The following is a 26,698-nucleotide window of genomic DNA, read 5'->3' on the forward strand; positions in this document are numbered from 1 at the left end:
ATGCGCAGCTTCGTCGCCCGCCTGCTGATCCTGCTCCCCCTGCTGCTGCCCCTCTATGCGGCCGGCGTCCATGCCCAGGCCGTCGTCCAGCGCGTCGACGTGAGCCAACACCAGGACGGCGTCACGCTCGATGCCGACATCGACTTCGAGTTGAATGCACAACTGCGCGAGGCGGCCGAACGCGGGCTGCCGCTCTACTTCTCGGTCGACGTCATCATCAATCGCCCGCGCTGGTGGTGGTTCGACGAGCAGGTGCTGAGCACCGAAAGGCTCTGGAGCATTTCGTACAACGCGCTGATCCGGCAATGGCGCGTGAGCGGCGGCGGCCTCGCCCTGCCGGTCGCCTCGCTCGACGAAGCGCTTGCCCTGGTGCGCCACATCCGGGGCTGGAACATCGCGCCCGCCGGCACGCTGCATCCCGGCGAAGCGTATCGCGGCCAGATGCGCCTGCGCCTTGACGTGACCCAGCTCTCGCGCCCGTTCCAGGTCAATGCGTTGAACAGCAGCGCCTGGGCGCTGACCACGCCCTGGCTGGCCTTCGACATCGACGTGCCGGCCGACGGAGGCTCACCTTGAAGCGCTTCATGCGGTTGCTGCTGGTCTGCGCGGCGATCAGCGCGCTGGCCCTGCTCGGCCTGCTGGCCTGGTCGACCAACAACGCCTCGCGGCTCGAACAGTACTATCCGCTGCTGCTCACGCTGAACACCGTCGTGGCGGTGGGCCTGGGCGCCTGGGTCCTGACCCTGGCCGCGCGCCTCATCCGCCAGTTGCGCCGCCATCAGTTCGGCGCGCGGCTCACCGCCCGCCTGGCGCTGGCCTTCGCCCTGGTCGGCGTCGTGCCCGGGGTCATCATCTACACCCTGTCGGTGGAGTTCCTCTCGCGCTCGATCGAATCGTGGTTCAACGTGCGCGTCAACGCGGCCCTGGACGCCGGCCTGGACCTGGGCCGCGCGGCGCTCGATTCGCGCCTGGCGGACCTGAACGACAAGGCGCGCACCATGGCGCTCGAACTGGCCGAGCTGCCCGACCCGAACGAAACCAGCCTGACCCTCGCCCTGACGCGCCTGCGCGAACGCCTGGCGGTGGCCGAGGCCATGGTGTTCACGGGCAGCGGCAACGTGGTGGCGTTCTCCACGGGCAACTACAGCCTGCTCGCGCCGGCGCTGCCGCCGACCACGCTGATGCAGCAGGTGCGCACCGGCCGCAGCTATTCCGCGACCGAGCCCGCCTCGACCGATCCGGCCGACAACGACCCCAGCCTCAACCTGCGCGTCATCCTGCCCCTCGCCAGCCTGTCCACGATCGGGGACCTCAACACCCTGATCCGGCCCGAGACCCGTTATCTCCAGCTCATGCAGCCCGTGCCGGCGCAGATCGCCGCCAACGCCAACCAGGTCCAGACCGGCTATCGCGACTACCAGGAGCTGGCGCTCTCGCGCCTGGGCCTGCGCAAGCTGTACGGCATCACCCTGACCCTGGCTCTGCTGCTCGCCGCCTTCACGGCCATCGTCGCCGCCTTCGCGCTGTCCTCGCGGCTGGTGCGCCCGCTGCTGCGCCTGGCCGCCGGCACGCAGGCGGTCAGCGTGGGCGACTTCCGGCAGATCCCGGAACCGCCCTCGCGCGACGAGGTGGGCCAGCTCACCCGCTCGTTCAACGCCATGACGCGCCAGCTCGCCGAGGCCGGCCGCATGGTCGCGGCCAACCGGCTGCAGCTCGAACGTTCCAACGCCTATCTGGAGAACGTGCTGGCCACCCTGTCCTCCGGTGTGCTGGTGTTCGACGAAGCCTTTCGCGTGACCACCGTCAACCAGGGCGCCCAGCGCATACTCGGCGCGGACCTGCGCACCGTCGTCGGCCGCCCGCTGGAGACCCTGGGCCAGTTGACCGGCCTGGCGCACACCATCCGCCAGGCCTTCGCGGAACACACGGCCTCGGCGAGCGGCCGCCAGCACTGGCAGAAGCAGGTCGAGATCAACCCACAGGGCGCGCCGGACGCGCCGCCCGAACCCTTCAGCCATCAGCAAGGCGCCAAGGCGCCGGTCATCCTGCTCGCCCGCGGCTCGCACCTGGTGGTCGACGGCGCCGCCGGCTACGTGGTGGTGTTCGACGACATCACGGACGTCATCTCGGCCAACCGCATCGTCGCCTGGGGCGAAGTCGCGCGGCGCCTGGCGCACGAGATCAAGAATCCGCTCACGCCGATCCAGCTTTCCGCCGAACGCCTGCTGTTCAAGCTGGAAGGCAAGCTCGCCGAGCCCGAGGCCGCATTGCTGCGCCGCGCGACCACCACCATCGTGAACCAGGTCGCCTCGATGCAGGCGATGGTCAACGACTTCCGCGACTACGCGCGCACGCCCTCGCCCAGCCTGGCCGACACCGATCTGAACGCGATCGTGAGCGACGTCCTCGCGCTGTACGGCTGGGACCCGGTGCACGCGCCGCACGGCGCGGGCGACGGCGCGCGGCTGAACGTCTCGCTGGCCGAAGCGCTGCCGCGCATCTGGTGCGACCAGACCCAGTTGCGGCAGATCGTCCTCAACCTGATCGCCAACGCCCAGGATGCCGTCGCCGGCAACGATGCCTCGCGCGCGCCCCTCATCAGTGTGGGCACCCGGCTGGCGAGCGCGCGCCTGGCGGACGGCACGGCCCTTGCTGCCGTGCAGCTTCGCGTCATGGACAATGGGCCCGGATTCTCGGAAAGCGTGCTGCAGCGTGCCTTCGAACCCTATGTGACGACCAAGCCCAAAGGCACCGGCCTGGGCCTGGCCATCGTCAAGAAGATCGTGGAAGAGCATGGCGGCCGCATCGAAATCTCCAACCGTCCCGATGGCGGTGCCCACGTCTCTATACTGTTGACCCGTCTGGTAAGTCCGGAGGTTTCGGACCCGGCGAACGTGTTACAAGACAGACCTGTGTCTGCAAGTCTGCATGAATAAGGTGTGGCATGGCCAAGATTCTTGTGGTCGATGACGAAATCGGCATCCGCGAACTGCTTTCCGAAATCCTCTACGACGAGGGGCATACCGTGGAGCTTGCCGAAAATGCTGCGCAGGCGCGCGAAGCGCGCCAGGCGGATCGTCCCGACCTCGTTCTGCTCGATATCTGGATGCCCGACATCGATGGCGTCAGCCTGCTGAAGGAGTGGTCTTCGCAGGGCCTGCTCACGATGCCGGTCATCATGATGAGCGGACACGCCACCATCGATACCGCGGTGGAGGCCACGCGCATCGGCGCCATCAACTTCCTCGAGAAGCCGATCACGCTGCAGCGCCTGTTGAGCGCGGTGCAGGCGGGCCTGCAGGCCGGCGAGCGCAGCCAGCGCTTGGCCCAGCAGGCGGCCGCGCCGCTCACTACCACGGGCCTGCCGCCGGCCGCACCAGCCCCGGTTCCCGCCGCCGAAGCCACGGCCGCCGCGCCGGCGGCCGCGCCGGGCACGGAGCCGGCGCCGCGCGCGGACAGCGTCGCGCTGTCGGGCGAATCCGGCGAGGCCGCGCTCGGCAGCATCGCGCTCAACCAGCCGCTGCGCGAAGCGCGCGACGCCTTCGAGCGCATCTATTTCGAACACCACCTCGCCTGCGAGAACGGCAGCATGACCCGGGTGGCCGACAAGACCGGCCTGGAGCGCACCCACCTCTATCGCAAGCTCAAGCAGCTCGGCATCGACGTGAACCGGCGCAGCCGCCCCGCCAACCGCGGCAACTGACCTTTTCAACGCGGACCTACCGTGAGGATTCTGATTCTCGGCGCAGGCCGTGTCGGCTCGAGTGTCGCCGAGAACCTCGTCTCCGAGCACAACGACATCACCCTGGTCGACCTGGATGCCGCGCTGCTCGCTTCGCTGCAGGAGCGGCTGGACCTGCGCGTGGTGGCCGGCAACTGCACGCACATCTCGGTGCTGGAAGCGGCCGGCGCGCACGACGCCGACATGCTGATCGCCTGCACGGCGAGCGACGAGGCCAACCTGGTCGCCTGTCGCGTGGCGCGCCTGATCTTCAACGTGCCCCAGCGGATCGCGCGCATCCGCTCCCAGGAGTTCTATGAACGGCCCGAGATCATCGGCCCCGAGGGCTTCTGCATAGACAACCTCATCAGCCCCGAGCGCAGCGTCACCACCTACCTGCAGCGGCTCATCGAGTTCCCGCAGGCGCTGCAGGTCGTCGACTTCGCCGACGGCCAGGTCACACTGGCCCTGGTGCAGGTGGACAAGCGCAGCGCCATGGCCCACCAGTTGGCCGGCGACATCGCCGAACTGTTGCCGGGGGTCAAGGCCCACATCCTCCTGCTGTTTCGCAACGACAAGCCGATCGAGGTGAGCCCGCGCACAGTGGTCGAAGCCAACGACGAACTGCTCATCCTGGTCGATGCGCGCCACGCGCGCCGCGCCCTGCAGGAGCTGCGCGCAGGCGCACGCCAGGCGCGCCGGGTGATGATCGCAGGCGGCGGCAACATCGGCTCGCGCCTGGCGCACGAGCTGGCCGCCGAGGGCTATGCGGTCAAGGTGCTGGAGCACGACCTGGCGCGCTGCGAGAAGCTCTCGACGCTGCTGCCGCACAAGGTGCTGGTGCTGCACGGCGACGCCACCGACGAGGCCCTGCTCGAGGACGAGAACATCGAGGGCACCGACGTGTTCCTCGCCCTCACCAACGACGACGAGAACAACATCATGTCCTCGCTGCTCGCCAAGCGCATGGGCGCGCGCCGCGTGATGGCGCTGATCGGGCGCCGCTCGTACGGCGAACTCATGGAGGGCAGCCGCATCGACGTCGCCGTCGCCCCCGACCAGGCCACCATCGGCGAACTGCTGCGCCACGTGCGCCGGGGCGACGTGGTCGCCGTGCACAAGCTGCGCCGCGGCGCCACCGAGGCCATCGAGGCGATCGCGCACGGCGAGCCCGCCTCGTCCAAGGTGGTGGGGCGCCGGGTCAGCCAGATCAAGATGCCGGCGGGCGCGGCGATCGGCGCGCTGGTGCGGGGCGAGCAAATCCTCACGCCCAGCGACGATCCGGTCCTGCAGTCGGGCGACCACGTCATCATGCTGGTCACGCGTCGCCGGGTGATCCCGGCGGTCGAGGCCCTGTTCCAAGTGTCGGCCTCCTTCTTCTGACCGGCCATGCGCGGCCTGCTCTCGATCCTGCACCTCACCGGCTTCACCATGCTGGTGTTCTCGCTCACCATGCTGCTGCCGGTGGGCGTGGCCCACTACACCAACGACGGCACCTTCTTCGCCTTTCTGGACGCCATGGGCATCGCCCTGGTGCTGGGCGGGCTGATGTACGGCCTGACGCTGCGGCATCAGCGCGAGCTGCAGCCGCGCGACGGCTTCCTGCTGGTCTCGCTGGTCTGGACGGTGCTGCCGATGCTGGCCGCCATTCCGCTCTACATCTACTTCTACCGCTCGGGCGAGCCGATCAGCGTCTCGTACGCCTATTTCGAAGCCGTCTCGGGGCTCACCACCACCGGCGCGACGGTGCTGTCCGTCCTGCACGAACTGCCGCCGGCGATCCACGTCTGGCGCGCCCTGCTGGCCTGGATCGGCGGCATGGGCATCCTGGTGCTGACCGTCGCCATCCTGCCCCTGCTGGGCGTGGGCGGCAGCCAGGTCGTGCGCGCCGAGACGCCCGGCCCCATGAAGGACGAGAAACTGACGCCGCGCATGGCCAGCACGGCCAAGGGGCTCTACGCGGTCTTCGTCGCGATCTCCCTTGTCTGCTGGGTCGCCTACCTGCTCGCCGGCCTGACGCCGCTCGATGCCTTCGTGCACATGTGCGCCACCGTCGCGCTGGGCGGCTTCTCCACGCTCGACGGAAGCATCGGCGGTTTCCACTCGCTGCCGGTGGAGTCGGTGGCCCTGGTCTTCATGCTGCTGGGCGGGATCAGCTACATGACGCATTTCTCGGCGCTGCGCACGCGCAGCCTGAAGGCGTATCTGGTGTGCCCGCAAACCTCCACCTACCTGTGGATCATGTTCGGAACCGCACTCACCGTGGTGCTCTACCTGGTCTACGAACGGGTGTATCCGACCATCGGCGAAGCGGTGCGCCATGGCGTGTTCAACGCCGTGTCGGTAGCCACCACGACGGGCTTTGCCAGCACCGACTATTCGCGATGGCCGGCCTTTGCGCCGTGGCTCATGCTGCTGGTGTCGTGCTTCGCGGCGTCGGCCGGCTCCACGGGGGGCGGCATCAAGCTGATCCGCCTCGTGCTGCTGGTGCGCCAGACCCGCTACGAACTGCTGCGCCTGGTGCACCCGCGCGTGGTGGCGCCGCTGCGCCTGGGCCAGCAGATCGTCGACACCCGCGTGCTGCTGGGGGTGATGGGGTTCATGCTGCTCTACCTCACCACCCTCGCGGTGTCCTCCCTGCTCCTCATCCTGTCCGGCCTGGACAGCCTCACGGCCTTCACGGCCGCCCTGTCCAGCCTGAACAACACCGGCGCGGGGCTGGGCGCCGTCGGCCCGGCCGGCAGCTACGGCGGCATGAGCGACTTCCAGATCTGGGTCTGTACCTTCGTCATGCTGCTCGGCCGCCTGGAACTGGCCACCCTGCTGGTGCTCTTCACGCCCATGTTCTGGCAGCGCTGAACCCGCGGACGCGCCGGGCACGCCGCCTGCTCCGTCGCTGCCGCGACGCGTCATGGCGCTGACGCAATCCCTCGCTAGACTGCGTGTTCACGCCCGCGTGGCGTGGTCCATCCACCAGACGACGACCGCCCCCCTTCGACGCGGGACGGCACGCCGCCACGAAAACCGGCAGATCCAGGAGACCGGCATGCATGCCATCGAATTCACGCCTTCGCGCTACAACACGCTGGGTATCGAGCTGGAACTTCAGCTACTCGATCCGCGCACGCTCGATCTCAGCGGCCAGGCCGCCAGCCTGCTCGAGCACATCGCCGGGCACCCCTCGGCCGACCACGTCAAGCCCGAGCTCACGCGCGCCATGATAGAACTCAACTCGTCCGTGCACGAACACCCGGCCGGGCTGCTGGCCGAGATGCGCGAGCTGCGCGATCTCGTCTGCGAGGCCGGCGACGCGATCGGCGTGCGCGTGGCCGGCGGCGGCGCGCATCCGTTCACGTCGTGGCGCGACTGCGATATCCACGACTCGCCGCGCTACCGTCGCCTGGCCGACCTCTACGGCTACCTGGCACGGCAGTTCACGGTGTTCGGCCAGCACATCCACCTGGGCGTGGCCAGCGGCGACGCCGCCTGCGGCCTCATCCACCGCCTCTCGCCCTACGTGCCGCACTTCATCGCCCTGGCCGCTTCTTCGCCGTTCCGCGAGGGCGAGGACACGCTGTTCGCATGCAGCCGGCTGCACGCGCTGCACAGCTTCCCGCTGGCCGGCCACATGCCCGAGCACATCCGGGACTGGTACCAGTTCGAGGCGCACTACACCCAGATGCGCAGCCTGGGCCTGACCGAAAGCCTGAAAGACCTGTACTGGGACATTCGCCCCAAGCCGGAGCTGGGGACGGTGGAGCTGCGGGTCTGCGACACGCCGCTCACCGTCGAAAAGGCATGCCAACTGGCCGCGTTCGCCCAGGCGCTGGCGATCGCCGTGCAGCGCGCGAGCGCACCCACCGCCGCTTTCTGGATGGCATACGAAACCAACCGTTTCCAGGCCTGCCGCTTCGGGCTGCACGCCAACTATGTCACGCGCGCGGGCGAGCGCGTGCGTTTGATCGAGCACCTGCGCGGTACCTTCGAGCAGCTCATGCCGGTGGCCGACGAACTGGGCACCACGGACTTGCTCGGCGCCCTGCGCGAGGACGCGCTCAGGCTCGGCAACGATGCGCGCTGGCTGCGCGCCCGGCACCACGAGCTGCGGGAGCTGCCTGCCGTCGCCGCGGCCGCCGCCGACGTCTGGCGCGGCGAGCCGGCGGGCGCCGCGCAGGCCGGCCCCGGGCGCCGGCGTGTGCGCGCAAGCTCGGAGCCCATCGTGCACGGCCTGCCCCTGCTGCCCGAGGGCACGCCGGCCAATCTGCCGCCGAGGTTGCACTGAGAGGTGTCGAGTGGCTCGCAGCGCCATGGATAGCTGAGATGGGCCGGCAGAGCCACCCGGCCTTTTGCTCGGGCTTACCGAACCGCACAACAACTTACACACGACGCATCTTCGGCATGGCAACGTATGGGTTGAGATTCCTTGGGAGCGCTTTTTGCTGTGACAGTAAGCGTTCAGCCCATTACACCCAATAGAAGGAGTAAAGCCATGAAGGTTCAGTCGATCGCGAAGTTGGCCGGTGTTGCGCTCGTCGCGCTGGCTGCCACGGGTTGTTCCACCTGGGACAGCATGAGCGGCCGCCAGAAGGGCGCGGTCACGGGCGCCGGCGTGGGCGGTGTGGCGGGTGCCGCCATCAGCGATGGCAGCGTGCTGGGCACGGTCGGCGGCGCCGCCATCGGTGGTGTCGTCGGCGATCAGGTCGGCAAGCGCCGCTGAGCTGCCCCCCTGCGCCGACGGCGCAGGCCGCGGCCCGCCGGCACTTGCGCGGGCCCCATCGAACCCCACGTCGTTTCGTACGCGTGGGGTTTCGTCATTTCGGCGGCGGGCTCGGGGCCTCCTCGGGCGCCGCCGCGCGCGCCGGCGCTGCGCGGGCCGCCGCACGCGAACCCCGCCCGAAAAGCATCCAGCCCAGCGCCAGGAACGGCCAGAGGACGGCCAGTTCGGCGAGCAGCTCGTCAGCGTGCAGCAGGCCGGTGTAGCCCGAGGCGATGCTCGCCAGGAAATAGCGATCCGCGGGCGCCGCATTGACGATCAGCAACTGCAGGATCAGGGCCGCAATGGCCACACGGCGCTGCCACAGGGGCGCGACGGCGGACAGGGCCAGCGCGATCAGCATGCCGAGGATCAGCCCCTGCCCGGCGGCCGGCGTGAGCCAGGCGAAGAACTCCGGACTGCCCGGCAGGCCCAGCGGCCGGGCGGCGGCCTTGGCGCTCAACGCCAAGGCGACGAACAAGGGCACCAGCCAGGCGCGCAGGCGAAACGGCCGCAGACAATGCAGCAGCAGCAGGCTGAAGCCGAGCACGGCCAGGGCGGTGCAGGCCTGTTCGATGCGCGCCCTGGTCTCCGGGACAAGGTGCGCGGCCGGCGGCCACCAGGTTTCCAGCTTGAGGGCGGCGATGTCCAGGCTGCCGGCCACATCGCCATTGGCCAGCAGCATGGGCTGCGGCGGGATCTGGGCCAACACCCACAGCGCGCACAGGATCACCACCGGGTAGGTGCCCTTGCGCAGAATGTGCTCGCCCCAATGCACCTCGCTGCGCACATCGATCAGGCGGCGCGCGCTGAGTGCGCCCAGCAGCACGCCCAGAAAGGCGCCCGCGCTGTTGGCCGCGAAATCCACGTTGGAGGCCACCCGGCCGGGCAGATAGGTCTGGATCGACTCCATCGTCGCCGAGACCAGCGCGCAGCCCAGGGTGCCGATGAGGACCGCCTTCGCGCCGCGCCAGCGCGGCCACAGCGCCCACGCCAGCAGGGCGCCCAGCGGCATGTAGGCGAGGACGTTCCACACCACTTCCGGCAGCGTCCAGTAGCGCGGGAAGGGTGCCTGTATCCACGCCAGCGGCGAGACGCCGAGGTTGGTCCAGCCGCGGCCGGGAAACAGGCTGCCGTAGACCACCAGCAGCAGCGCCACCACGAAAGCCATGCGGGCAGTCGGAGAGCGGCGCGGCTCCGGCAGAGCACCCGCCATCACTCAACGCCCCGCAGTGGCGCCCGTCCGTAGCGCCGGCTGCTGCGACAACCATTCCGCGATGCTCTGCGCGACGGCGTCCACGGCCGAGCGCAACGCGCGCGCGCCGCCCGGCGCGTCCGCGCTCGCCGCCGGCACCGACAAGGCCACCCGAAGCTGGTCCGCGACCTGTCCGCGCGCATCCGTCAGCACGGCGCGCAGGGCGATGTCGCCGGTGCTGATGGGCGCGCCGCTCGCGCCCGCCGCCGGGTCGAAGACCTGCTCGAAGCGCTCGAGCGTGACGCGCAGCTCGGGCATGGCACCGGTGTTGCCCGCGGTGACCGGCCCCTCGATGGACAGGCGCTCGCGCAAACGCTGCTCGAACAGCTCCGAGGGCGGCGAAGCCCATTGGTACGAGGCGTAGGCCTGCGGTTCGAGCGAACCCTTCTCGCGCCAGATCACACCCTGGCTGCGCAGCAGCGGAGCGGCCTCCACGGCGGGCACGGCGAGCGCCGCCCGCGCAGGCAGCCGGGCGGGCGCCTGCGCCTCGGCCGCGCCGACGTCGAGCACCTGGGGCGCCGGTGCGACATCGCCCAGCCCGGCGCAGGCCGTCAACCACGCCGCCGACACGATCACCGCCGGGGTGCGCCACCAGCCCGCACGCCGGGCGTAGAGGCCTTGGATCTGCTGCTTCATCGTCGAATCATCCATTGTCATGGCCTGCCGCCGCGCCGCAGGCGAGTCCCGCGCGGCTCGGCGGTGGCAGGCAGCCACCATTATTGTCCACGGAAACCGGCGAATCCCGGTTCGCCGGGCCCGGGGCGCACCGGCGCCGGCCCGAACAGGATCGATTGCGGCGCCCGCTCGACGGTACGCAGCGTGCGATCCGCCGAGCGCGCCGCCCGGCTCACCTCGTCCACCGCCCCGCTGACCTGCGGGCCGATGCGGCTGAGCTGCCCGGCCGCCTGCCGCAGTTGCGCGGCGCCCTCGGTGGTCTGTTCGAACACCCCGCCCGGCCCGGCCGCCTGGCTCCATGTGCGCCGCGCATCCGCCGCCAGGCCGGAGATCTCGCGCACGGCCGTGCTGGCTTCCTGCGCCACGCTGCGAAAGCTGCGCATCGCCGGGCCGACTTCGGCGATCGCCGGCTTGAGACCTTCGAGCAGTTCGTCCAGCCGGGCGCTGGCCTGCGCGGTGTTCTCGAGCGCCTGGTTGAGGGCGCGCTGATTCTCCGTGCCGAGCATGGCCGCCACCTGGTCGCCCGCCTGCCTGAGGCGCTCCATCAGTTCGCCTGCCTGGTCCATGAGGCGCTCGGTGAGGCCGGGCTGCATCTCCAGGCGGGCCACGCGGCCCGCGCTCGAGGACAGCGCCCTGCCGGGATGGCCATCGTCGTTCAGGTCGACGTAGGCCACGCCGGTCACGCCCTTCATCTCGATGGTGGCCTTGAGCGTGTCGGTGATCGGCGTGCCCGGCCGCACCCCGATGCGGATCAGCAGCGGCCCGTGGCCGGCCGGGTCGAAGCCGATGGACTGCACCTTGCCGACGTTCAACCCGCGATAACGGACATCGGCCTGCGGCGTCAGCCCGCGCACCGAGCCCAGCGTGACGAGATCGTACGGGACGAGATCGCCGTCCTCCCCCTTGAGCCAGAGAACGGTGAGCAGCGCCGCCGCGGCGAGCACGATCGTGAACAAGCCCGCGATCAGGGCATGACTACGGTTTTCCATCTTCCGCTTCCTTGGCGTGGGTCGTCTCGACGGCCAACACCGGTGTCGCTGCCGCCCCCTCGGCGGCCGGGTGCGCAGGCGGCGTCCGAGCGCCAGGCGTGGCCTTGGCCTCGGCGCTGTCGTGGGGCTCGTCGTCCCCGGACTGCCGCGCTTCGTTGAGTTCCCTGGCGCGCCGTCCGCGCTCGCCCAGGAAGAAGGTTTCGATGAAGGGATGGTCGAACGCCAGCACCTCGTCCATCGGCGCGCACACGATCACCTTCTTGTCGGCCAGCACGGCCACCCGATCGGCCAGGGCGAACAGCGTATCCAGGTCGTGCGTCACCATGACCACCGTGAAGCCGAGCTGCCGGTGCAGGCGCCGGATCAGCGCGACGAACTCGTCCGAGCGCGTCGGGTCCAGGCCCGCCGTGGGCTCGTCCAGGAAGACCAGTTCGGGGTCCAGCGCGAGGGCGCGGGCCAGCGCGACGCGCTTGACCATGCCGCCGGACAGGTCGGCGGGCGACTTGTGCGCGTCGTCGTCGGTCAGCCCGACCAGCGACAGGCGCATGGTCACCACGTCGCGCACGATGGCCTCGGGCAGCGAGCGCAGTTCGCGCAGCGGCAGGGCCACGTTGTCGAACACGCTCAGCGCCGAGAACAGCGCACCGCCCTGGAACAGCACGCCCCAGCGCTGGCGCAAGGCGAAGCGCTCCTTGGCCGAGCCCTGATCGACGGCCTGCCCGAACACGCGCACGGTGCCCGCCGCCGGCGTCTCCAGCCCGAGGATCTGGCGCAGCAAGACGGTCTTGCCCGAGCCCGAGCCGCCGACGATGGTCAGGATCTCCCCGCGCCGCACCGTCAGCGACAGGTTCTCGTGGACGACGTGCGTGCCGAAGGCCGTGCGCAGCCCCTGCACCTCGATGACCGGTGCGCCGTCCGCGCCGCGCGGGGCGGTATCCGGCCCGCTCACCAGCCCACCCCGCTGAAGACGATGGCGCACACCGCGTCGGCCAGGATCACCGCGGTGATCGACGTCACCACCGACGCGGTGGTGCCGCGGCCCAGGCTCTCGGTGTCGGGCTGGATGCGCAGCCCGTAGTGGCAGGCGACGAGGGCGATCAGCACGCCGAACAGAATGCCCTTGCCGAAACCGATCCAGAAGTTGCCCAGCGAGATCACGTCGCGCAACGTCGTGAAGAACCAGAGCGGCGAGAGATCCAGCGTCATGTCGGCCACCACCATGCCGCCGATCAGCGCCATCGCGTCCGTCCACAGCACCACCAGCGGCATGGCCACCGCCAGCGCGATCACGCGCGGCAGCACCAGGCGCTGGCCGTGGCTGATGCCCATCACGCTCAGCGCGTCGAGCTCCTGGGTGACCCGCATCACGCCGATCTGCGCGGTGATCGCCGAGCCCGAGCGGCCGGCGACGAGGATCGCGGCCAGCACCGGGCCCAGTTCGCGCACGATGGAAATGCCCAGGAGATCGACGATGTAGATCGACGCGCCGAACAGTGCGAGCTGCTGGGCCGAGAGGTAGGACAGCACCACGCCGATCAGAAAGCCGACCAGGGCCGTGATGCCCAGCGCCTGGGCGCCGACGTGATAGACCTGCGCGGAGATCTCGCGCCATGGGCCGCGCTGCGGCTTGAGCAGAAAGGCCCAGAAATCCAGCAGGAGTTGGCCCAGCATGCGCACGAGCTCGCGCGCGTGCTCGTACAACAGGTACGTTGCGTCGCCCACGCGGCGCACCGCCGCGAACGATTCCCTTCTGGGCGGCGGCGGCGGCTCGTGCGCGTGCTCGCCGAGCATCGCGAAGGTGTCGCGGGCCTCCTCGCTCAGCTCGATCGACCCGGGCAGCTCGCGGCCCCAGGCATGCCAGAGCAGTTGCGCGCCCACCGCGTCGAGCGCGCCCAGGCCGCTCAGATCCCAGCGGGCCGACTTCGGTACGCGGGCGAGTTCGCGTTCGCGCCGTTGCACTTCGCGCCGCTCGCGCAGCGCCTGTACGGTCCAGGCGCCCGCAATCGCGCAGCGCACGGCGCTGCCTTCGCCCTCCACGCGGATCGCACGCTCAGTCGCCATGCATCCCGCCCCGCGCTGCAGGCAATACAATGTCCGGGTTCGTTCCCCATCTTCCGGGCGCAGGCGCCCGTCGCATCAGCCGCATTTCGTGTCCGCTCCTTCCGAACTTCCGCCCCGCGCCGTTCTCATCAGCCACCTCGCGCAACGGCTGCCCGACTGGGCCAGCGTGGAATGGGTGGACACTACCGGGTCGACCAACACCGACCTGCTCGCCCGTGCCCGTGCCGGCGCAAGGCTTCCCGCCCTGCTCGGAACGACGCATCAGAACCAAGGTAGAGGCAGGTCTAATCGCAACTTCCATGCCAATCCCGGGGACACGCTGACCTTCTCGTGCGCCTTCGAGCTCGACATCGCGCCGATCGCGCTGCCCACCCTGTCGGTGCTGGCCGGCCTGGTGGCGTGCGAGACCCTGACGCAGTCGCTCGGCAGAGACCACGCATTGTGCCTGAAGTGGCCCAACGACCTGCAGTGGGGCGAGGCCAAGCTCGCCGGTCTGCTGCTCGAGAGCGCCGGCATCATGACGGGCCGGGCGGCCCGCGTGGTCGTGGGGCTGGGCGTCAACCTGCGCGGCGCGGATCGCCTGACCGCAGCGCTCGGCCGGCCGGTGGCCGACTGGTCGCACACCGGCAGCCGCCGCGCCGTGGCCGACGTGTGCGCCGATCTCGCCAATGCCTGGCGGGTGGCGTTCGCCCAGGCGGCCGACGCCTGGGTCGAAGGCGTCGGCCTGCCCGACCTGCCGGCGCGCTACGCGCAGCACGACGCCCTGCGCGGCCGCCCGGTCAACGTGCTCGAGAACGGCGAAGTGCAGTTGCAGGGAATCGCCGACGGCGTCGCGCCGGACGGCCAACTGCGCATCCGCACCGCCGGCGGCATTGCCCTCGTCAACGTCGGCGACGTTTCCGTACGGGCCCAGGCGGGGCAGCCATGAGCGTCACCGCCCGGCCGCCCGAAGGTGGCGCGGTTCCTCCCGCGAGGAGGATGTCGCGCCAGCGACAGGTGGGCTCACCAGCCCACGTCACCGCCCGGCCGCCCGAAGGTGGCGCGATGCCTCCCGCGGGGAGGATGTCGCGCAGCGACAGGTGGGTAGTCCAATGAGCGTTCCGGACGGCATCACCCTGCTCATCGACGCCGGCAACACGCGCGTCAAACTCGGCTGGCGGGATGCGCAAGGCCGGCGCGAGCCGCGCGCCACCGCGATCGCCCGGGACACACTGGGGCTGGCCCTGCCGGGCTGGCTGGCCGCGCTGGCGCCCCGCGTGCGCGGGGCCCTCGGCGTGAACGCGGCGGGCGCGGCCTGCGCCGCACAGATCGATGCCTGCCTGGCCGAGGCCGGGCTGGCGCCGGTGCGCTGGGAGCGCGCGCGCGCGCATTGCGCCGGCCTGGCTAACCAGTACCGCGACCCCGAACGCCTGGGCGCCGACCGCTGGGCCGCGCTGCTCGGGCTGGCCGCGGGGGCGGCCAGCCGGCCCTACCGCGGCATGGTGCGCGTGCTCGCCACCTTCGGCACCGCGACCACGATCGACACGCTCACCCCGGACGAGCGCTTCGAAGGCGGGCTGATCCTGCCCGGCGTGGACCTCATGCTGCAGTCGCTCGCCAAGGGCACGGCCGACCTGCCCCTGGCGCAGGGCCGCCCGGTGGCGTTTCCGGATCACACGGATGCGGCCATCGTTTCCGGCGTCATGGCCGCGCAGGCCGGCGCGCTGCTGCGTCAGTGGCTGGCGGCCGGCCGGCGCAGCGAGGGCGTGCCCGCACAGCTCTTCGTGAGCGGCGGCGCCTGGCACGCGGTGCGCGAGGAGTGGCAGGCGCTCGCCGCCGCGGCCGGAATCGCCGCCGAGCCCCAAGTGCTGGATAATCCTGTCCTCGATGGGCTGGCCGTGCTGGCCGGTTTAGGATGAAACCCACCCCCTACGCGCCAACGCGCGCCGCCTTCGGGCGGCCGTTCGGAGGCTCGAATGGACAACCCCCACGCTCACGACGTTCGCTGCCCCCCGCGGGGGCTTCAGCCTCCTTCGGGCGGCCGTTCGGAGGCTCGAATGAACACCCCCCCACGCTCACGACGTTCGCTGCCCCCCACGGGGGCTTCAGCCTCCTTCGGGCGGCCGTTCGGAGGCTGATATGCGCAATCTATTCCTGCTGGCCCTGTTCGCCAATTTCCTCATGTACGCCTACGGCACCGGGGCGTTCGGGCCGCCGCCGCAGGAGCAGGGCCGCGACCCGCTGCGCGTGAACCAGCAGATCCGTGCCGACGCCCTCAGCGCGCAGCCGCTGGGCGTGCCGCCGGCCGCCCAGCCCACCGCCGCTGCCCAGCCGCTCGCGCCGATCCGCAACTGAACCTGGGATGGCGGCCGCGCGGCGCGCCGCCGCTGCGCTCAGGCGTCGCCCGTGCCGCGGATGCGCTGCACCAGCGAGGTGGTCGAGCGCTGGTGCACGAAGTCGATGGCCAGCGCCCGCCCGCCCCAGGACTCCACCAGGGCGGTCTCGGGCAGGCTGCGCATGTCGTAGTCGCCGCCCTTGACGATGATGTCCGGCCGCAGGGCCTCGATCAGCGCATAGGGCGTGTCCTCGTCGAACGAGGTCACGGCGTCCACGCAGCCCAGCGCGGCCAGCAGCGCGGCCCGGTCGGCTTCGCCGTTGAGCGGGCGCTCCGGCCCCTTGCCCAGCCGGCGCGCCGAGGCGTCGGTGTTCACGGCCACGACCAGGCTGGCGCCGAGCTGGGCGGCGGCGTCGAGATAGGTCGCATGGCCCCGGTGCAGGATGTCGAACACGCCATTGGTGAACACCAGCGGACGCGGCAGGCGTCCTGCGCGCGCCGCGGCGACGCAGGCGTCGCGGTCGAGGATCTTGGCTTCGAAACGGGCGGTCATGGGGCTGGCTCCAGGGGACGGTCGACGGACCGATGGCGCGGCCGCCATCGGCCAGCGATTGTAATCAGCGCCGCGCGCTGACTGCGGCCGCCGGAACGCGCTATCGTTGCGGCTATGGCCGATGTGCATTTTTCCTTCAACGCCCCGGACAGGCTGCTCACCGCCTGCCATCTCGCCGCCGCCCACTACCGCGAGGGCGGGCGGCTCGCCGTCTATTGCAGCGACAAGCGGCGCCTGCACGCCTACAACCGCCTGCTCTGGGAGTACGAGCGCGGCGCCTTCGTGCCGCACCTGCCGGCCGCGGACCCGCTGGCCGAGCGCACGCCGATCGTGCTGTACGACAGCCCGCCGCCCGCCGAGGCACGCATCGTGCTCAACCTGGACGACGCCTGCGTGCCCGAGGCCCAGGCCTACGAGCGCATCCTGGAGGTGGTCGGCGGCGGCGACGCCGAGCGCGAGCGCGCGCGCCGGCGCTGGCGCGACTACCAGCAGGCAGGCCACACCATCCATCGCCAAGACATCGCCAACGCGGAGTGATCCATGAGTTATCTGCCGCCCTTTCGTACGCGCCGCGCCGGCGCCGCCGAAGCCGAAGCGCCCGACGACGAGCCCATGCTGCTCGACGAGGATGACATCGTGCGCGACGCGGCCGACGAGAGCGCAGCCGACGCCGGGACGCGCGGCCTTGCGCCCTGGGACGAGCCGGCCGATGACGACATCCCGACCCTGACCACGGTCGTCGAGTCGCTCGACGCGCCCGAGCCGTCGAGCCGTACGCAGACCTGCGCGCCGCCCCGCAGTCAGCCGCCGGCAGCGCCGCCTCGGGCCCAGCCCGCAGCCGTGCAGGCTGCGGCCGCGGCGCCGTCCATCGAAGACGCCGCAGAGGACGAGGACGCTTTTCTGGACGCCGCACCCGCCCATGCGACGGTGGACGTTCCGGCGCCCGCGCCGAACCGCGCGGGCGGGTCGCCCTTGTCCGAAGACGCGCAGGACAGCGTGGAGAGCGGCCTGTCCGGCCCCGCTGTCGAGCCAGAGAGCGCCGGCATGGTCGTGGTGCTCGATGACGAGCGCATCGAACAACTGGTCGACGAGGTCGTGAGCGCGCTGCAACCCGCCGTGCGCGAGGCCGTGCGCGACGCCATACGGCGCAACCTGCTCGAGGACGGCCCGGCGGCCTGAGCACGCCGGCGCGCCGGGGCTGCGCCGCAGCGGATGGCCTAGAATACTGGGTTTTCCGCCATACCCCGGTACCGCCCCATGCCGCAGTCCGACCACGCCCAAGATCCCCAGGAACTCCCGAAGAGCTTCGAGCCCCGGGCCATCGAAGCTCGCTGGTATCCCGTATGGGAGGAGCGCGGCTACTTCAAGGGCGAACGGCACGTCGCGCACGCCGATGGCGCGCCGGAATCCTTCTCGATCCAACTGCCGCCGCCCAACGTCACGGGCACGCTGCACATGGGCCACGCCTTCAACCAAACGGTGATGGACGGGCTCACCCGCTATCATCGTATGCTCGGCGCGGACACCGCCTGGATCCCCGGCACCGACCACGCCGGCATTGCCACCCAGATCGTCGTGGAGCGCCAGCTCGACGCGCAGAACGTCTCGCGCCACGATCTCGGCCGCGAGCGCTTCGTCGCCAAGGTCTGGGAATGGAAGCAGTATTCGGGCGGCACCATCACCAACCAGATGCGCCGCCTGGGCACCTCGCCCGACTGGAGCCGCGAATACTTCACCATGGACGAGCGCATGTCGCGCGGCGTGGCCGAGGTCTTCGTGCGCCTGTACGAACAAGGCCTGATCTACCGCGGCAAGCGCCTGGTCAACTGGGACCCCAAGCTGCTCACCGCGGTGAGCGACCTGGAAGTGGTCAGCGAGGAAGAGGACGGCCACCTGTGGCTGATCCGCTACCCCATGGCCGAAGGCGACGAATCCATCGTGGTCGCGACCACCCGCCCCGAGACCATGCTGGGCGACGTGGCCGTCATGGTGCACCCCGAGGACGAGCGCTACCGCCACCTGATCGGCAAGCAGGTACGCCTGCCCCTGACCGAGCGCCTGATCCCGGTGATCGCCGACGACTACGTCGACCGCGAGTTCGGCACCGGCGCGGTCAAGGTGACCCCGGCGCACGACTTCAACGACTACGCCGTCGGCCAGCGCCACGGGCTCGAGCCGATCTCCATCCTCACGCTGGATGCACGCGTCAACGACGCCGCGCCCGAGAAGTACCGCGGCCAGGACCGCTACGACGCGCGCAAAGCCGTCGTGGCCGACCTGGAAGCGGCCGGCCTGCTGGTCGAGACGCGCAAGCACAAGCTCATGGTGCCGCGCGGCGACCGCACGCAGGCCGTCATCGAGCCCATGCTCACCGACCAGTGGTTCATGGCCATGAGCAAGCCGGCGCCCGAGGGCACCTTCCACCCCGGCAAGTCGATCACCGAGGTCGCGCTCGAAGCGGTCGCCGACGGCCGCGTCACGTTCCATCCCGAGAACTGGGCCACCACCTACAACCAGTGGCTGGACAACATCCAGGACTGGTGCATCTCGCGCCAGCTCTGGTGGGGCCACCAGATCCCCGCCTGGTACGCCGAGGACGGCAGCATCTTCGTCGCGCGCAGCGAGGAGGATGCCCGCGCCCAGGCCCGGGCCGCCGGCGTGGCCGGCCCGCTGCGCCGCGACGAGGACGTGCTCGACACCTGGTTCTCCTCGGCCATCGTGCCCTTCACCACCCTGGGCTGGCCCGAGCAGACGCCGGACATGACGCGCTACCTGCCCTCCAGCGTGCTGGTCACGGGCTTTGACATCATCTTCTTCTGGGTCGCCCGGATGATCATGATGACCACGCACTTCACCGGCCAGGTGCCGTTCCGCGACGTCTACATGCACGGCCTGATCCGCGACGCGGAAGGCCAGAAGATGAGCAAGTCCAAGGGCAATACCCTGGATCCGGTGGACCTCATCGACGGCATCGACGTCGAGGCGCTGGTCGCCAAGCGCACCACCGGCCTGATGAACCCGAAGCAGGCCGAGAACATCGCCAGGAAGACCCGCAAGGAGTTCCCGAACGGCATCCCGGCCTTCGGCGCCGACGCCCTGCGCTTCACCATGGCGGCCTACGCCACCCTGGGCCGCAACATCAACTTCGACCTGAAGCGCTGCGAAGGCTACCGGAACTTCTGCAACAAGCTCTGGAACGCCACCCGCTTCGTGCTCATGAACACCGAGGGCCAGGAGATCGGCGACGACGACGCCGAGCTTTCGTTTGCCGACAAGTGGATCATCAGCCAGTTGCAGCGCACCGAGGCGGACGTGGCCAAGGGCTACGCCGACTACCGCTTCGACAACATCGCCAACGCGCTCTATCGCTTCGTCTGGGACGAGTACTGCGACTGGTACGTCGAACTCGCCAAGGTGCAGATCCAGACCGGCACCCCGGCCCAGCAGCGCGGCACGCGCCGCACGCTGATCCGCGTGCTCGAGACCGTGCTGCGCCTGGCCCATCCCGTCATTCCCTTCATCACCGAGGAACTGTGGCAGAAGGTCTCGGTGGTGGCGGGCGCGCGCCGCGCCGACGAACAGACCTCGGTCAGCATCCAGCCCTACCCGGTCGCCGACGAGAACCGCATCGACGCCGAGGCCGAAGCCGCCATCGCCGCCCTCAAGGCCCAGGTCGACGCCGTGCGCGCGCTGCGCGGCGAGATGAATCTCGCCCCGTCGCAGCGCGTACCGCTCAACGCCACGGGCGAGCGCGCCGTGCTGGAGCGCAATGCGCCCTACCTGGCCGCCCTGGCCCGCCTGTCGGAAGTCAAGGTGCTCGACACCCTGCCCGACCTGGGCGCCCCGGTGCAGGTGGTGGGCGACAGCCGCCTCATGCTGCACGTCGAGATCGACATCGCCGCCGAGAAGGCCCGCCTGGACAAGGAGATCGCGCGCCTCGAAGGCGAGATCGCCAAGGCGCAGAACAAGCTCGCCAACCCGAGCTTCGTCGAGCGCGCCCCGGCCGCGGTGGTCGAGCAGGAGAAGGGCCGCATCGAGCAGTTCGGCCAGACCCTGGCCCAGGTGCGCGAGCAGCGGGCCAAGCTGTAGGCACCGGCGCACCGTGGGCAGTGACGCCGTCATCAAGACCGCCGGGCGCGTGTTCGAAGTGCTCGAGTACATGCGCGAGGTGCGTCGCCACATCACGGTGCGCGAGGCCTCCGAGAAGCTCGGCTATCCGTTGTCGAGCGCCCTCGTCCTGCTCAAGAGCATGGCCACGCTGGGCTATCTCAGCTACGACGCCAAGCAGCGCGCCTATTACCCCACTGTGCGGCTGGCCATGCTGGGCGACTGGGTGCTCGACGCCCAGTTCGCCGGCGGCAACCTGTTCGCGTACCTCGACCAGGTCGCCAAGGGCACGGGCGAGACGGCCATCCTCGGCCTGCAGAACGACATCTACGCCCAGTACGTGCATGTCATCCTGGGCGGCAAGGGCATCCAGTTCAACGTGCAGAGCGGCACGCGCAGGCTGCTCTGCATGTCCGGCATGGGCTGGGCGCTATTGTCGGCACAAAGCGACGCCGACGTGCAGCGCACCATCCAGCGCACCAATACCCGGCTGGCCAAGAACGGCCAGGCGGTCGAGCCGGAACTCGTGCTGGAACACGTGCGTGCCTCGCGCGAGGCAGGCTACGCCTTCTCGCGCAGCACCGTGACCGAGGGCATCGGCATCCTGGCCGTGCCGCTGCCCGAGCGCGCCGGCGGCGAGCGCCTGGCGGTGGGTGTCGGCGGCCCGGTCGAACGGCTCGAGGCGCAGCGCGACAGCGTGCTGGCGACGCTGCGCGAATTCGTCGCGCGCTCGGCGGGCGTCGCCCGCTGAGCACGGTGCCGTTGGGCGCAGTTCAGTATCGCGCCCGCACGCTGCGCGCAGGGGCGCATCATCTGCCGCCCACCACTCCCGCAGCCTTCAGGCGCCCGATCTCGTCCGGTGTATAGCCCGCCTCGCCCAGGATCTCGGACGAATCCTGGCCCACCGTCGGCGCCTGGCGCCGCACCTGGGCGGGCGTGCGATCGAACAGCGTGGTCGGACGTACGTAGCGGATGGACCCCTGCACCGGATGCTCGGCCTCGGCGAACAGCCCGACGGCCTTCAGATGAGGGTGCTCCGGCAGATCGTCCAGCGCGTAGATGGGCGTGGCCGGGATATCCAGGGATTCGCACAAGTCCAGCCACTCGGCCGTCGTGCGCTGCGGCGTGATCTCGGCCACATGGGCATACAGCTCGCGGATGCGCGCATTGCGTTCGCGCCGGTTCTCGACGTCGTAGCGCTCGGCCAGGTCGTTCCTGCCGACGGCTTCGAAAAAGGCCCGCCAATGCGCCTGGGTGTAGGGCAGCAGGCTCATGTAGCCGTCCTTGGTGGGCGTCGGCCGCCGTCCGCCCTGCAGAAGGCGAGGATAGCCGGCGGGCTCGGGCGCGCCCGGGAACGTCAGCCCGCCCAGGTGCTCGGTCAGCACGAACGCGGCCAGAGTCTCGAGCATCGGCACCTCCACGTACTGCCCCTGGCCGGTACGCTCGCGGTGGAACAGCGCGGCCAGCACGGCATTGGCCACGTAGACCCCAGCGGTCTTGTCGGCGATCAGGCTGGGCGTGTAGTCCGGCGCACGGCCGCCGGCGCCATTGAGCGCCACCAGCCCGCAACCGGCCTGCACGATGTCGTCGAAGGCCGGCCGGGACCGATGCGGGCCATCCTGCCCGAAGCCGGTGGCCGCCACGTACACGATGCCCGGATGGATCGCCTTGAGCGCCTCGTAGCCCAGGCCCAGGCGCTCGATCGCCGACACGCGCATGTTGTGCACGACGACGTCCACGGTGGGCAGGAGCCGGCGCACGGCGTCCCGGCCGGCTTCCGTCTTGAGATCCAGCGCGAGCGAACGCTTGTTGCGGTTGATGGCGAGGAAGATCGAACTGAGCCCCGGCGTCTTGGTGATGCCGTTGGCGCGCATCATGTCGCCTTCGAGGTTCTCGACCTTGATGACGTCCGCACCGTAGTCGCCCAGGATCTGGGTGGCCATCGGCCCCAGCACCACGGCGGTGAGATCGAGGATGCGGACCCCGGCGAGCGGGCCGGCGGGCTGGGTGGGCTGTGCTGACATGGTCGATTGCGCTTCAGTTGGGCAGGTTGAGCAGTTGCCGGGCCATCACGACACGCTGGATCTGGCCCGTGCCCTCGACGATGTCCAGGGCCTTCACATCACGAAAGAGCTTGTCGAGCAGGTTGTCGCCACGCCCGCCCGCCAGGCCCAGGATTTCCTTGCCCAGGCTGGCCGCCTCGAGCGCGGCCAGGGGCGCCTGCGCCTTGGCCATCGACGCCTCGAGCATGTTGGGCTGGCGCTGGTCCGCGAGCCAGGCGGCGCGCAGCGCGAGCAGCATGCAGGCCTTGAGGCGGCGGCGGCTGCGCTCGAGCCGGTCGCGGATGCGCTCGCGCGCGAGCAGGCCGGCTTCGCGCGCATGCTGCGTCGCCTCGTCGAGCGCGGCGCGGCCGATGCCCACCGCCATCGCCGCGATGGCGGGCCGCCCGGCGTTGAAAGTGTTCATCGCGCCCTTGAACCCGGCGCGCGCCGCGTAATAGTCCTCGCCGCCCAGCAGGTTGGCGCCCGGCACGCGGCAGTCCTCCAGGAAGAACGAGGTGGACTCGTAGGCCTTCAGGCCCATTTTCTTCTCCAAGCGGAACCCGCCCAGCCCGGGCGAGCCGCGCTCGACCACGAAGGCGCGGTGCCCGCCGCGCCCCAGGGCGGGATCGACGGTGGCGAACACCACGATCCATTCGGCCCGGCTGGCGTTGCCGCAGAACGCCTTGGCTCCGTTCAACACCCAGGCGTCGCCGTCCTTGCGGGCCCGCGTACGGATGTTCGCCACGTCGGAGCCTCCGGAGGGTTCGGTCATCGCAAACGCGCCCCAGATCGGTCGCGGCGGGTTGCGGAACGGCCCCAGAAAGCGCGCCTTCTGCGCGTCGGTGCCCATGCCGAGGATGGGCGGCTCGCCCAGGCCGGGGCCCGGTGTCGCCACACCGATGCCCCGATCCCAATACGAGGACTCCTCGGCCAGCAGAACCTGGGTCACGGCCGAGTGGCCGCGTGTCGGATGATCCGCCCGGCGCTCGCCGGCCGGCGCCCAGAGGGTGCCCCCGAAACCCGCCGCCAGCAGCGTCTCGAAGAACGGATCGTCGGGCGGCAGCGGTGCGCCCGCGCGATCGGCGCGCAACCCCGCGGGACGCAGTTCGGTACGCCCGAGTTCGCGCAGCCAGGCCAGGCGTTCGCGCTGTGCGGCGTCGATGCTGAAGTTCATGCTGCCGCCTCCGGATCGAGCGCCAACCAGAATCCGCTGCCGGCGTCGGGCACGGGCAGGCGGTTCAACGCATTCCGGGCGGCGTCCACGCCGCCCGCCAGCAAGCCCAGCGCGCGCAGCTCGCGCATGGCCTTTTCCACCGGGTGATCCTGCATGAAGCCCGCCGCGCCGAGGATCTGCACGGCATTCGGGCCGACGAACATGCCGGCCTCGGCCGCCTCCAGATAGGCCTGTGCCGCGGCGCGCTCGAACTCGTCGGCCTCGACGCGCGCATCGCGCGATGCCGCCTCCAGGCCCATCAGGCGACTGGCGTCGATCGCGGCGCGCATGTCGGTCATCAGGAAGGCGAGCGCCTGGTGATGGGCAATCGGCTTGCCGAACGCCACGCGCTCCAGCGCGTACGCACGCGCATGCTCGAAAGCTGCCTGCATTTGTCCCACCATCAGCGCGACGACGTACAGACGGGCGTAGGCCGTCGCCCGCACGGCAACGCCCGGGTCGGGCCAATGCTCGGCGACGGGCGCGCGTTCCAGCGTGACGCCGACCGCGCCCGCAGCGCGCAGGCCGCCGCCGGGCACGGGAGTGCAATCGCAACCGGCCCGCACGACAGACAGCCCGTCCGGGCGCGCAATGAGCAGGCAGTCCAGGCGGGCCACCGGCAGCCAGGGTATGGCACCGGAAATGCATCCATCCGCGATGGCCAGGCCGGCATCGGCATCCACATGCAGCCAGACCCCCGCGTCAGCCGGCAGACCGCACAGATGGCGCCTCACCGCGTCGACGCCACCGGCGGCCGACAGGGCGCGCCCGGCCGGCGCCGGCGCGCTCAGCGCGAGCGCGGCCCCCGCGTCGCCGGACGCCAGCACGCGCAGCATCTCGAATTCGTCGGCAAGGCTCAACTCGGCGCCGCCCAGCGCCTGTGGCCAACCGATGCGCGCCAAGCCCATGTCGCGGGCCTGCTCGCGCACACTGGCCGCAGGCGCGCCCGCGGCCTCGTGGGCGCGCTCCGCCGGCGCCAGACATTCGGCGGCGAACCGCCCGGCCGCCTCACGCACCATGCGGCCTTCTTCCGTATCGCTCAGATCGAACATGGGCCGCTCACTCGCCGCGAAACACGGGCAGCCGACGCTCGGCCATCGCGGCCACGCCCTCCCGGAAATCCGAGGTCGCGAAATGGCGCGCCTGCAGATCGGCCTCGCGCTGCAATGCCGCGGCGACGGCATCGGCCAGGCCCGCGCGCAGCGTGGCGCGGGTATCGCGCACCGCCAGGGGCGCGCTCGCGGCGATGTCGCGCGCCCAGGCCAGGGCTTCGGTGCGCACGCGACCCGGCTCGACGAGCGCATCGACCAGGCCGATGCGCAGCGCCTCGTCGCCGCCGATGCGGCAGCCGGTGTAGAGCAGCCGGGCCGCGTGCTGGACACCGACGACGCGCGGCAGCGTCACCGACATGCCGAAGCCCGGATGGAAACCCAGGCGGTTGAAGTTTGCCGAGAACCGGGCCTCGGCGCAGGCGATGCGGAAATCCGCTGCGAGCGCGAGCCCGAGCCCGCCGCCGATGGCGGGCCCGTGCACGGCTGCCACGAGCGGTGTGGCGAGCCGGAACAGGCGCAGGCCGTGCGCGTAGAGCGCGCCCGGCCGGCCGCGCCGCTCACCCGAGCCGAAGTTGGCGCCGGCGCAAAACGATCTGCCCTCGGCCGCGAGCACGATGGCGCGGCACGCCGGCTCGGCATCCAGCGCCTCGCAGGCGTCGGCCAGGCGCGCCATGAAGGGTTCGTCGAAATAGTTGTGCGGCCCGCGCCGCATCTCGATCACCGCGACCTCGCCCTCTTGCGCGATGGCCAGGTCCGCGTCTTCGTCACGCATCGCCACGTCTCCCCTGTTGTTCCCTGATGCTCACAGCCCGTGCATAATAACATGTATGTACGATAGTATCGTATGTACATACTATATAGGAGACAGACATGCGACTGGATCGAAGCCGCTGGAGCGGCTGGACGCTGGCGCTGCTTGCAGCCGCCCTGCCGACCGTGGCCGCCCAGGCGGAGTCCGCTTTTCCCGAACACGCGCTGCGCGTCATCGTGCCCTTCACGCCCGGCAGCGGCTCGGACAACGCCTCGCGCTTCTTCGGTGAGAAGCTCGCCGGCGAACTCGGGCAGCCCGTGGTCATCGAGAATCGCCCCGGGGCGGCGGGCAACATCGGCCTGCAAGCGGCCAAGGCCGCGCCGGCCGACGGCTACACCATCGTGCTGGCCAGCAACTCGCCCATGTGCGTCAACCCGCTGGTGATGAAGGATCTACCCTATGATCCGGTGCGCGACTTCAAGCCGATATCCGGCCTGAGCCGCGGCATGAACGTCGTCCTGGTGCCGCCGGACTCGCCCTACGATTCGCTGCAGGAACTGGTGGCGGCGGCCCGCGCCGCCGCGGCGCCCATGAACGTCGGCACCTATTCCGAGGGCTACCGGCTCGCCGCCGAGTGGCTGGCCAGCCTGGGCGGCTTCGCCTTCGCCAACGTGCCCTACAAGGGGCAGGCGCCGATCATGACCGACATCATCGGCGGGCGCCTGGATTTCGCCCTCGTTGATCTGGGCGGCGCCCGCGAGCTGATCCAGGACGGCAAGGTGAAGGCGCTCGCCGTCTCGGGCGAGCAGCGCAACCGCAACCTGCCCGATGTCCCCACCATCCGCGAGAGCGGCTTTGCCGATTACGTGCAGTACAGTTGGGTGTCGTTCTACGTGCGCAGCGAAACGCCGCCGGAGGCCACTGCGACGCTGGCGGACGCGCTGCAGAAGATCCTCGACACCGACGAGGCCCGCGCCTTCGTCGCGCGCAGCGGCTCCGAGCTGATGCCCTATGCGCCGGAGCGCATGGCGGCGTTCCAGCGCACCGAGCAGGACCGGTTCCGCCGCATCGCCGAGGCGGCGGGCATCCGGCCCCAATGAGCCCGCCGCCGACAGACGGTGCGCCTGTGCGCGCCTCGAACTGCCGGAGCGCCCGCGGGCCGTGGCCTTCCATGAAACTAGGGTAAACCCTATAATTCGCGCAACCGCCCTC

At 70.5% G+C, this 26,698-nt stretch carries 24 protein-coding genes and 1 pseudogene; 15 read left to right on the forward strand and 10 right to left on the reverse strand.

The features are described from left to right. From FOZ76_RS12565 to FOZ76_RS12595, 7 genes are all read left to right on the forward strand, one after another. A complete protein-coding gene (locus FOZ76_RS12565) occupies positions 1-576 on the forward strand; it encodes a DUF4390 domain-containing protein (RefSeq protein WP_143948618.1) in 576 nt (191 codons plus the stop codon). Continuing rightward, positions 573-2,936, forward strand: a complete 2,364-nt coding sequence (locus FOZ76_RS12570) for a sensor histidine kinase (protein ID WP_143948619.1) — start codon at positions 573-575, stop codon at positions 2,934-2,936. The genes FOZ76_RS12565 and FOZ76_RS12570 overlap by 4 nt, the downstream gene beginning before the upstream one ends. A gap of 8 nt (positions 2,937-2,944) precedes the next feature. After that, on the forward strand, positions 2,945-3,703 hold the full coding sequence (locus FOZ76_RS12575; RefSeq protein WP_143948620.1) for a response regulator: 759 nt from the start codon (positions 2,945-2,947) through the stop codon (positions 3,701-3,703). Positions 3,704-3,724: 21 nt separating this feature from the next. Further along, positions 3,725-5,104, forward strand: coding sequence for a Trk system potassium transporter TrkA (trkA, locus tag FOZ76_RS12580; RefSeq protein WP_143948621.1), 1,380 nt, complete (start codon positions 3,725-3,727; stop codon positions 5,102-5,104). Positions 5,105-5,110: 6 nt separating this feature from the next. Continuing rightward, positions 5,111-6,580, forward strand: coding sequence for a TrkH family potassium uptake protein (locus tag FOZ76_RS12585; protein ID WP_143948622.1), 1,470 nt, complete (start codon positions 5,111-5,113; stop codon positions 6,578-6,580). 187 nt (positions 6,581-6,767) lie between these two features. Then, positions 6,768-8,003, forward strand: coding sequence for a YbdK family carboxylate-amine ligase (locus FOZ76_RS12590; RefSeq protein WP_143948623.1), 1,236 nt, complete (start codon positions 6,768-6,770; stop codon positions 8,001-8,003). 207 nt (positions 8,004-8,210) lie between these two features. After that, on the forward strand, positions 8,211-8,438 hold the full coding sequence (locus tag FOZ76_RS12595) for a glycine zipper 2TM domain-containing protein (RefSeq protein WP_143948624.1): 228 nt from the start codon (positions 8,211-8,213) through the stop codon (positions 8,436-8,438). Positions 8,439-8,532: 94 nt separating this feature from the next. Here the strand turns inward: FOZ76_RS12595 and FOZ76_RS12600 are convergent, their stop codons facing one another. The 5 genes and pseudogenes from FOZ76_RS12600 to FOZ76_RS12620 all read right to left on the reverse strand — a co-directional run bounded on the left by FOZ76_RS12600 (position 8,533) and on the right by FOZ76_RS12620 (position 13,454). Next, positions 8,533-9,645, reverse strand: a complete 1,113-nt coding sequence (locus FOZ76_RS12600; RefSeq protein WP_170235417.1) for a VanZ family protein — start codon at positions 9,643-9,645, stop codon at positions 8,533-8,535. A gap of 48 nt (positions 9,646-9,693) precedes the next feature. Continuing rightward, on the reverse strand, positions 9,694-10,365 hold the full coding sequence (locus FOZ76_RS12605; RefSeq protein WP_143948626.1) for an ABC-type transport auxiliary lipoprotein family protein: 672 nt from the start codon (positions 10,363-10,365) through the stop codon (positions 9,694-9,696). 80 nt (positions 10,366-10,445) lie between these two features. Further along, positions 10,446-11,393 carry an MlaD family protein gene (locus tag FOZ76_RS12610; RefSeq protein WP_143948627.1) on the reverse strand — a complete coding sequence of 316 codons (948 nt, stop codon included), beginning with the start codon at positions 11,391-11,393 and terminating at the stop codon, positions 10,446-10,448. A 124-nt stretch (positions 11,394-11,517) separates the two neighbouring features. Continuing rightward, a pseudogene (locus FOZ76_RS12615) lies at positions 11,518-12,342 on the reverse strand (ABC transporter ATP-binding protein); the annotation flags it as partial. Further along, positions 12,339-13,454: an MlaE family ABC transporter permease gene (locus FOZ76_RS12620; protein ID WP_143948628.1), complete on the reverse strand. Its 1,116-nt coding sequence runs from the start codon at positions 13,452-13,454 to the stop codon at positions 12,339-12,341. The pseudogene FOZ76_RS12615 and the gene FOZ76_RS12620, both read right to left, overlap by 4 nt. Positions 13,455-13,542: 88 nt before the next feature. Between FOZ76_RS12620 and FOZ76_RS12625 the strand changes: the two genes are divergently transcribed. The 3 genes from FOZ76_RS12625 to FOZ76_RS12635 all read left to right on the forward strand — a co-directional run bounded on the left by FOZ76_RS12625 (position 13,543) and on the right by FOZ76_RS12635 (position 15,788). Next, entirely contained in the window at positions 13,543-14,382 is an 840-nt protein-coding gene (locus FOZ76_RS12625) for a biotin--[acetyl-CoA-carboxylase] ligase (protein ID WP_170235419.1), read from the forward strand. 163 nt (positions 14,383-14,545) lie between these two features. Next, entirely contained in the window at positions 14,546-15,352 is an 807-nt protein-coding gene (locus FOZ76_RS12630; protein WP_425473272.1) for a type III pantothenate kinase, read from the forward strand. Between the two features lie 220 nt (positions 15,353-15,572). Further along, positions 15,573-15,788: a hypothetical protein gene (locus FOZ76_RS12635; RefSeq protein ID WP_143948630.1), complete on the forward strand. Its 216-nt coding sequence runs from the start codon at positions 15,573-15,575 to the stop codon at positions 15,786-15,788. 38 nt (positions 15,789-15,826) lie between these two features. Here the strand turns inward: FOZ76_RS12635 and rfaE2 are convergent, their stop codons facing one another. Next, the gene (rfaE2, locus tag FOZ76_RS12640; RefSeq protein WP_143948631.1) at positions 15,827-16,321 is read right to left on the reverse strand and encodes a D-glycero-beta-D-manno-heptose 1-phosphate adenylyltransferase; all 495 of its coding nucleotides are present in this window, start codon (positions 16,319-16,321) and stop codon (positions 15,827-15,829) included. 114 nt (positions 16,322-16,435) lie between these two features. On the opposite strand from rfaE2, the gene FOZ76_RS12645 reads away from it, so the two are divergent. From FOZ76_RS12645 to FOZ76_RS12660, 4 genes are all read left to right on the forward strand, one after another. Next, positions 16,436-16,858, forward strand: coding sequence for a DNA polymerase III subunit chi (locus tag FOZ76_RS12645; RefSeq protein WP_143948632.1), 423 nt, complete (start codon positions 16,436-16,438; stop codon positions 16,856-16,858). 3 nt (positions 16,859-16,861) lie between these two features. Then, positions 16,862-17,500, forward strand: a complete 639-nt coding sequence (locus FOZ76_RS12650) for a hypothetical protein (protein ID WP_143948633.1) — start codon at positions 16,862-16,864, stop codon at positions 17,498-17,500. A 78-nt stretch (positions 17,501-17,578) separates the two neighbouring features. Beyond that, positions 17,579-20,410 carry a valine--tRNA ligase gene (locus tag FOZ76_RS12655; protein ID WP_143948634.1) on the forward strand — a complete coding sequence of 944 codons (2,832 nt, stop codon included), beginning with the start codon at positions 17,579-17,581 and terminating at the stop codon, positions 20,408-20,410. A 13-nt stretch (positions 20,411-20,423) separates the two neighbouring features. Continuing rightward, a complete protein-coding gene (locus FOZ76_RS12660; protein ID WP_143948635.1) occupies positions 20,424-21,179 on the forward strand; it encodes an IclR family transcriptional regulator in 756 nt (251 codons plus the stop codon). A 58-nt stretch (positions 21,180-21,237) separates the two neighbouring features. Here the strand turns inward: FOZ76_RS12660 and FOZ76_RS12665 are convergent, their stop codons facing one another. From FOZ76_RS12665 to FOZ76_RS12680, 4 genes are read right to left on the reverse strand one after another with little or no spacing between them, the layout of a single operon-like run. After that, entirely contained in the window at positions 21,238-22,452 is a 1,215-nt protein-coding gene (locus FOZ76_RS12665) for a CaiB/BaiF CoA transferase family protein (RefSeq protein WP_143948636.1), read from the reverse strand. 13 nt (positions 22,453-22,465) lie between these two features. Next, a complete protein-coding gene (locus FOZ76_RS12670; RefSeq protein ID WP_143948637.1) occupies positions 22,466-23,644 on the reverse strand; it encodes an acyl-CoA dehydrogenase family protein in 1,179 nt (392 codons plus the stop codon). Then, positions 23,641-24,735, reverse strand: coding sequence for an acyl-CoA dehydrogenase family protein (locus FOZ76_RS12675; RefSeq protein ID WP_143948638.1), 1,095 nt, complete (start codon positions 24,733-24,735; stop codon positions 23,641-23,643). Before FOZ76_RS12675 ends, FOZ76_RS12670 begins: the two co-directional genes overlap by 4 nt. 7 nt (positions 24,736-24,742) lie before the next feature. After that, on the reverse strand, positions 24,743-25,507 hold the full coding sequence (locus tag FOZ76_RS12680) for an enoyl-CoA hydratase/isomerase family protein (protein WP_143948639.1): 765 nt from the start codon (positions 25,505-25,507) through the stop codon (positions 24,743-24,745). Positions 25,508-25,605: 98 nt separating this feature from the next. On the opposite strand from FOZ76_RS12680, the gene FOZ76_RS12685 reads away from it, so the two are divergent. Beyond that, the gene (locus FOZ76_RS12685; RefSeq protein ID WP_143948640.1) at positions 25,606-26,586 is read left to right on the forward strand and encodes a Bug family tripartite tricarboxylate transporter substrate binding protein; all 981 of its coding nucleotides are present in this window, start codon (positions 25,606-25,608) and stop codon (positions 26,584-26,586) included. Positions 26,587-26,698 lie beyond the last annotated feature (112 nt).

Source organism: Verticiella sediminum (assembly GCF_007558815.1).
Classification (GTDB): Bacteria; Pseudomonadota; Gammaproteobacteria; order Burkholderiales; family Burkholderiaceae_B; genus Verticiella; species Verticiella sediminum.

Coding starts and splice junctions, on each gene's coding strand:
- FOZ76_RS12565 (WP_143948618.1), top strand. CDS start 1: ATGCGCAGCTTCGTCGCCCGCCTGCTGATCCTGCTCCCCCTGCTGCTG.
- FOZ76_RS12575 (WP_143948620.1), top strand. CDS start 2,945: ATGGCCAAGATTCTTGTGGTCGATGACGAAATCGGCATCCGCGAACTG.
- FOZ76_RS12585 (WP_143948622.1), top strand. CDS start 5,111: ATGCGCGGCCTGCTCTCGATCCTGCACCTCACCGGCTTCACCATGCTG.
- FOZ76_RS12590 (WP_143948623.1), top strand. CDS start 6,768: ATGCATGCCATCGAATTCACGCCTTCGCGCTACAACACGCTGGGTATC.
- FOZ76_RS12595 (WP_143948624.1), top strand. CDS start 8,211: ATGAAGGTTCAGTCGATCGCGAAGTTGGCCGGTGTTGCGCTCGTCGCG.
- FOZ76_RS12600 (WP_170235417.1), bottom strand. CDS start 9,645: ATGGCTTTCGTGGTGGCGCTGCTGCTGGTGGTCTACGGCAGCCTGTTT.
- FOZ76_RS12605 (WP_143948626.1), bottom strand. CDS start 10,365: ATGAAGCAGCAGATCCAAGGCCTCTACGCCCGGCGTGCGGGCTGGTGG.
- FOZ76_RS12610 (WP_143948627.1), bottom strand. CDS start 11,393: ATGGAAAACCGTAGTCATGCCCTGATCGCGGGCTTGTTCACGATCGTG.
- FOZ76_RS12620 (WP_143948628.1), bottom strand. CDS start 13,454: ATGGCGACTGAGCGTGCGATCCGCGTGGAGGGCGAAGGCAGCGCCGTG.
- FOZ76_RS12630 (WP_425473272.1), top strand. CDS start 14,546: ATGAGCGTTCCGGACGGCATCACCCTGCTCATCGACGCCGGCAACACG.
- FOZ76_RS12635 (WP_143948630.1), top strand. CDS start 15,573: ATGCGCAATCTATTCCTGCTGGCCCTGTTCGCCAATTTCCTCATGTAC.
- rfaE2 (WP_143948631.1), bottom strand. CDS start 16,321: ATGACCGCCCGTTTCGAAGCCAAGATCCTCGACCGCGACGCCTGCGTC.
- FOZ76_RS12645 (WP_143948632.1), top strand. CDS start 16,436: ATGGCCGATGTGCATTTTTCCTTCAACGCCCCGGACAGGCTGCTCACC.
- FOZ76_RS12650 (WP_143948633.1), top strand. CDS start 16,862: ATGAGTTATCTGCCGCCCTTTCGTACGCGCCGCGCCGGCGCCGCCGAA.
- FOZ76_RS12655 (WP_143948634.1), top strand. CDS start 17,579: ATGCCGCAGTCCGACCACGCCCAAGATCCCCAGGAACTCCCGAAGAGC.
- FOZ76_RS12665 (WP_143948636.1), bottom strand. CDS start 22,452: ATGTCAGCACAGCCCACCCAGCCCGCCGGCCCGCTCGCCGGGGTCCGC.
- FOZ76_RS12670 (WP_143948637.1), bottom strand. CDS start 23,644: ATGAACTTCAGCATCGACGCCGCACAGCGCGAACGCCTGGCCTGGCTG.
- FOZ76_RS12675 (WP_143948638.1), bottom strand. CDS start 24,735: ATGTTCGATCTGAGCGATACGGAAGAAGGCCGCATGGTGCGTGAGGCG.
- FOZ76_RS12680 (WP_143948639.1), bottom strand. CDS start 25,507: ATGCGTGACGAAGACGCGGACCTGGCCATCGCGCAAGAGGGCGAGGTC.
- FOZ76_RS12685 (WP_143948640.1), top strand. CDS start 25,606: ATGCGACTGGATCGAAGCCGCTGGAGCGGCTGGACGCTGGCGCTGCTT.